Below are 5,339 nucleotides of genomic sequence, written 5' to 3'. Positions count from 1 at the left end.
GTCATGGTCGTCGGCGCGATGAGCGGCCCGCTCGGCGGCGACCGCTTCACGCTGCGGGCACGGGTGGAGGAGGGCGCCCGGCTGCACGTCGGATCGGCCGCCGCCACACTCGCGCTGCCGGGACAGACCAAGGACGAGGCCCACTACGACGTACGGCTCGACGTGGCCGACGGCGGCGAACTGCACTGGCTGCCCGAGCAGTTGATCTCGGCGAGTGAGAGCGACCTGCGCGTCGCCACCCGCGCCGAACTCGGCGCCGGGGCCCGGCTCGTGCTGCGCGAGGAGCAGGTGCTCGGGCGGGCCGGGGAGGAACCCGGGCGGCTCACCAGCCGGTTGACGGTGCGGGTCGCGGGCCGGACCGTGCTGGACCAGGAGCTGGCCTGCGGTCCCGGCGCGCCGGGCGGCTGGGACGGGCCCGCCGTGCTCGCCGGACATCGCACGGTCGGCCAACTCGTCGTCGTGCGACCCGAGTTCGCGGAGCGACCGCCCGCCGCACGGATGCTGGGGGAGTGCGCCACCCTGGTGCCGCTGCCCGGACCCGCCGTGCTGGTGACTGCCGTGGCCCCCGACGCGCTCCGGCTGCGGCGGCTGCTGGACGAGGCCCGGGCCCTGCTCGGCTGAGCAACTCCGCTCCGCTCAGCGAGACATGATCGTCCGGTTATCGGATTGGTAAAGATGGTTGGCACCCCCTGTTCACAGGCACCTCACAGCGGAGAGGATCCCCGCCTGACGAACTCGCAGCGATGCACGGGAGGGGCCCCACTTGAGGGAGAACAGACCGAAGAGCCGTCTGCTGGCGCTCGGTTCCGCAGGAGCGCTCGTCACCGCCACCATGATCGCCGGCGCGGTGTCGGCTCCCGCGGCCAGTGCCGCCGGGCGGCCGAGCCAGGACCGGGAGGCCCAGGGCGCCGAAGTGGCCGCCGCCCGGGCCGCGAAGACCGGCATCGACTGGCAGGACTGCCCGGCCGACTGGGGGCTGGCGAAGCCCATCCAGTGCGGCTGGGTCAGCGTGCCCGTCGACTACGCACACCCGTACGGCGCGCAGATCAAGCTCGCCGTGGACCGGATCGGCAACACCGGCACCAAGGAGGAGCGCCAGGGCGCCCTCGTCTACAACCCGGGCGGCCCCGGCGGTTCCGGGCTGCGCTTCCCGACCCGGGTCACCAACAAGAACCCCGTCTGGGCGAACGTCGCCAAGGCCTACGACTTCGTCGGCTTCGACCCGCGCGGCGTCGGCCACTCGGCCCCCATCTCCTGCGAGGACCCGCAGGAGTTCGTGAAGGCGCCGAAGGCGGACCCGGTCCCCGACTCCGAGGCGGACAAGCTGGCCCAGCGCAAGCTGGCCCACGAGTACGCCGACGGCTGCCGGGACCGCACCGGCCGTGCCATGCTCCAGCAGATGACCACGCCGAACACGGCCCGTGACCTCGACGTCGTACGCGCCGCGCTGGGCGAGAAGAAGCTCAACTACCTCGGCGTCTCCTACGGCACCTACCTCGGCGCCGTCTACGGCACGCTCTTCCCGGGGCACCTGCGCCGCATGCTCGTCGACAGCGTGGTCGACCCTGCCCGCGACAACATCTGGTACAAGGCCAACCTGAACCAGGACGTGGCCTTCGAGGGCCGCTGGAAGGACTGGGAGGACTGGGTCGCCGCCAACGACGCCGCCTTCCACCTCGGCACGACCCGCGCCGCCGTCCAGGACAAGTGGCTCCAGCTGCGCGCCACCGCCAAGAAGAGCCCCATCGGCGGGGTCGTCGGCCCGGCCGAGCTGATCTCCTTCTTCCAGAGCGCCCCGTACTACGACTCCGCGTGGGTGCCGATCGCGAAGGTCTTCAGCAAGTACGTCGCCGGCGACACCCAGGCGCTGGTCGACGCGGCCGCCCCCGACATGTCCAACACGGCGGGCAACATCGCCTCGGAGAACTCCAACGCCGTCTACACGGCCGTCGAGTGCACCGACGCCAAGTGGCCCACCAGCTGGCACAAGTGGGACCGGGACAACACCCGGCTCAACAAGGACTACCCGTTCATGACCTGGGCCAACGCCTGGATGAACCTGCCGTGCGCCACCTGGCCGGTGAAGCAGCAGTCGCCGGTGGACGTGAAGACCCACAAGGGCCTTCCGCAGGTGCTGATCGTGCAGTCCACCCGGGACGCCGCCACCCCGTACCCGGGCGCCGTCGACCTGCACCAGCGCTTCCAGGGCTCCCGCCTGATCACCGAGAAGGACGCGGGCTCGCACGGTGTGACCGGCCTGGTCAACCCGTGCATCAACCAGCGCGTCGACGCGTACCTGATCGACGGCAAGCTGGACGGCGCGGACGTGACCTGCGGCCCGCACGCCACGCCCAAGCCGTAACACCGTTCGTACCGTGACGAGGGGTGGCCGGACTCTCCGGCCGCCCCTCGCTCATGTCCTGAACCGGGCGTCCCCCTGTCGGCCCCCCGACCGTCTCCGGCGGGCTTCTCGACGGCGGAGGGTCAACTGAGCGGCGCCCGGGGGAATCTGCGCTCCCTCTCGCCCCTCTCCGCGGACTGCTGCTCCTTGACGACGGCCGCGTACTGGTCCACGTACTCCTGCTCGGACAGCGTCAGGATGGCGTACATGATCTCGTCGGTGACGGCCCGCAGCACGGCCTTCTCGTGCTCCATACCGGCGTAGCGGGAGAAGTCGAGGGGCTTGCCGAAGCGGATGGTGACGGGACGGATCCGCGGGATCACCCTGCCGGGCGGCTGCGCCTCGAACGTGCCGATCATCGCGCAGGGCACGACCGGGACGCGCGCGGTCAGCGCCATCACCGCGACCCCGACCTTGCCCTTGTACAGCCGCCCGTCGTGCGACCGCGTCCCCTCCGGGTAGATGCCGAGCAGCTCGCCCCTGCCCAGCACCCCGAGGCCCTCGCGGATCGCGGCCTGGCCCGCCTCCTTGCCCGAGCGGTCCACCGGGATCTGCCCGGCGCTGCGGAAGAAGAACGCGGTGAGCCGGCCCTTGAGACCCGGACCCGTGAAGTACTCCGCCTTGGCGAGGAAGGTGATGCGGCGCTTCAGCATCGTCGGCATCAGGAAGTGGTCGGAGAAGGACAGATGGTTCCCGGCGACGATGGCAGGCCCCGCCGCCGGCACGTTCCCCAGGCCCTCGATCCGGGGCCGGAAGACCAGCCTGAGCAAGGGACCCAACAACACGTACTTCAGCAGGTAGTAGAACAAGGGGTCGCTCCTCACTCTGGCGGATCGGCTCAACCGCCACGTTCTCGCAGGTCAACCGGCGTGTCGTGGGCTGTCAGTGTAGGTGCAGGGGCGGTCGCGTGGAACCGGGTCCGGTCGTATCCATGCTGACCCACCACAGACCCCACTGACGGAGAATCAGGCGTGCGGTCGGGTGGTTCTGATGTGACGGGGTGCGGCCGCTGGGCCAGCCTGCTGCTACCCGCCGGTAGCCTGCAACCGGATCAAGGAGCATGGCGCAATCGCGGCACGGCCTGGCGGACCCGCCGCTCTTGAAACCCTGCTCGTTTCCTGGTGCTTCCGGCCCGCTCCGCGCCGAAGGCGGCCCCCGCTAAGGCCGCTCGCCACCGGCCCGGCGTATGACCGGCCGGCCCGGACGGGTCCACGGGATCAGTGCCGGGACGTGGGCGCGGTAGGCGTCGTAGGAAGCGCCGAACTCACCGGCCATCATGCCGTCCTCGACCCGGACCCGGCGCAGCAGCCAGGGGATCGCGACCACCAGCACGGGTATCCAGACGCCGAAGCCGCAGGCGAGCATGCCGCCGACGATCAGACCGAGCAGGCCGGTGTAGATGGGGTGGCGGACGAGCCGGTACGGACCGTCCGTGCGCAGCTCGTGGTGCTCCTGGACCATCGGGACGCTGGCCCACATCGTGCCGAGGACCCAGCGGGCCCACAGCAGGAAGGCGGTGGAGGCGACGGCGAGCACGGCCCCCAGGAGCGCCGGCGCGGGCTGCCAGAACTCGAGGTGACGCCAGACGCCCCGGGAATGCCCGACCAGCGTGGAGAGCACGTACGCGCCCGCGATCAGCAGCACCCGGCGCGGCAGGCTGCGCCGCAGTCCACGCAGCCAGCCGCGCACACCGGACCGGCTCCTGACCCCGAAGTAGACGGCACCCAGCAGCCAGGCCACGAGGAAGACCAGGACGCAGACGCCGGTGAGGGCAACGAGTGCCGGACGAAGCGAGCTCATGCCTCAAGACTGCTCCGCGTACGAATTCGATCACCACCACCCACGGGTTGATTAAGAGGTCTCCACCCAGGGATGGAGACCCTGAGGTCGGCCCCGGAGCCTCGCGCCCCACCGCGGAAAAACACGTGTCCCGGCGATCATCGGCCGTGGTAGCTTCTGCGCTGCCGAGTGCCGCTGCGAACCGAGGAGGTGAGACCGATCAACGCTGTGACAGATCGTGGCTCCCTCCCTCGCAAGGGCTAGGGAGCGCCCGCAGAAGGCATCCCGAAAGGCTCGAAACGCGCATGCGCTTCACCTCCCAGGCGTCGTCCGACGGCGTCACCGAAACCCTCTTCACCCTTACTTTCACCTTCGGTGAGATCCCCGGCGTGCTGTGGACGCCGGACGGCGCCGTCGGTCCCCGCCCGCTGATCCTGATGGGACACGGCGGCGGCCGGCACAAGAAGGCCCCCGGCATCGAGGCGCGAGCCCGTCGCTTCGCGGCCGAGGCCGGCTTCGCGGTGGCGGCCGTCGACGCGCCCGCCCACGGCGGCCGGCCGCGGTCCGAGGAACACACCCGGCTCATCGGCGAGATGCGCGACCGCATGCGGACCGGCGGGGACGTGGCTCCCGTGCTCGCCGAGGTCCACACCCTGATCGCCGGCCAGAGCGTCCCGGAGTGGCGGGCGGTCGTGGACGCGGTCCAGAAACTCGACCATGTCGGCCCCGGCCCGGTCGGCTACTGGGGGCTGTCGCTGGGCTGCGGGCTCGGCGTCCCCTTCGTCGCCGCCGAGCCCCGCGTCCGCGCGGCGGTGCTGGGACTGAACGGGGCGGAGACCGCGGGCGAGGCCGCCCCGCGGATCACCGTGCCGGTGGAGTTCCTCGTGCAGTGGGACGACGAACGCGTACCGCGCGCGGCGAGTCTGGCCCTGTTCGACGCCTTCGCGTCGAAGGAGAAGACACTGCACGTCAACCCCGGCGATCACGGCGACGTCCCCGCGTTCGAAGTGGACAGCGCGCTGCGGTTCTTCACCCGGCACCTGAGCCGACCACCGTCGCCCGCGACACGCTGAACGGACTCCGGTGAGACCGGGGGGCCGGGGTGTCCCCCGGGCCCCCCCGCGCACCCGGGCCGCGCCCCCTACGCGGGCCAGGGTGG

5 protein-coding genes are annotated in these 5,339 nt (G+C 71.4%); 3 read left to right on the top strand and 2 right to left on the bottom strand.

Translation table 11 applies throughout. The annotated features are described in order from the left end of the window. Both ACWEN3_RS40565 and ACWEN3_RS40560 read left to right on the top strand, forming a co-directional pair. Positions 1-621 (top strand): urease accessory protein UreD (locus tag ACWEN3_RS40565; RefSeq protein ID WP_452981975.1); only part of this gene is annotated, 621 nt, incomplete at its 5' end. Between the two features lie 142 nt (positions 622-763). Then, on the top strand, positions 764-2,362 hold the full coding sequence (locus ACWEN3_RS40560) for an alpha/beta hydrolase (RefSeq protein ID WP_452981972.1): 1,599 nt from the start codon (positions 764-766) through the stop codon (positions 2,360-2,362). 122 nt (positions 2,363-2,484) lie between these two features. On the opposite strand, the gene ACWEN3_RS40555 is transcribed toward ACWEN3_RS40560, so the two are convergent. Both ACWEN3_RS40555 and ACWEN3_RS40550 read right to left on the bottom strand, forming a co-directional pair. Beyond that, positions 2,485-3,210 carry a lysophospholipid acyltransferase family protein gene (locus tag ACWEN3_RS40555; protein WP_452981969.1) on the bottom strand — a complete coding sequence of 242 codons (726 nt, stop codon included), beginning with the start codon at positions 3,208-3,210 and terminating at the stop codon, positions 2,485-2,487. A 349-nt stretch (positions 3,211-3,559) separates the two neighbouring features. Then, the gene (locus ACWEN3_RS40550) at positions 3,560-4,201 is read right to left on the bottom strand and encodes a methyltransferase family protein (RefSeq protein ID WP_452981967.1); all 642 of its coding nucleotides are present in this window, start codon (positions 4,199-4,201) and stop codon (positions 3,560-3,562) included. Positions 4,202-4,485: 284 nt separating this feature from the next. Here ACWEN3_RS40550 and ACWEN3_RS40545 point away from each other — a divergent pair, with 284 nt between their 5' ends. Next, a complete protein-coding gene (locus ACWEN3_RS40545) occupies positions 4,486-5,253 on the top strand; it encodes an alpha/beta hydrolase (protein WP_452981964.1) in 768 nt (255 codons plus the stop codon). Positions 5,254-5,339 lie beyond the last annotated feature (86 nt).

The sequence above is a fragment of the Streptomyces sp. NPDC004561 genome, from assembly GCF_053602155.1.
Note: the sequence above shows the minus strand (reverse complement) of the source record. Positions and strands in the feature narration are given on the sequence as shown.

Excerpts from the sequence above, each read along its gene's own strand:
- ACWEN3_RS40550 (WP_452981967.1), bottom strand. The coding sequence starts at position 4,201 with ATGAGCTCGCTTCGTCCGGCACTCGTTGCCCTCACCGGCGTCTGCGTC.
- ACWEN3_RS40545 (WP_452981964.1), top strand. The coding sequence starts at position 4,486 with ATGCGCTTCACCTCCCAGGCGTCGTCCGACGGCGTCACCGAAACCCTC.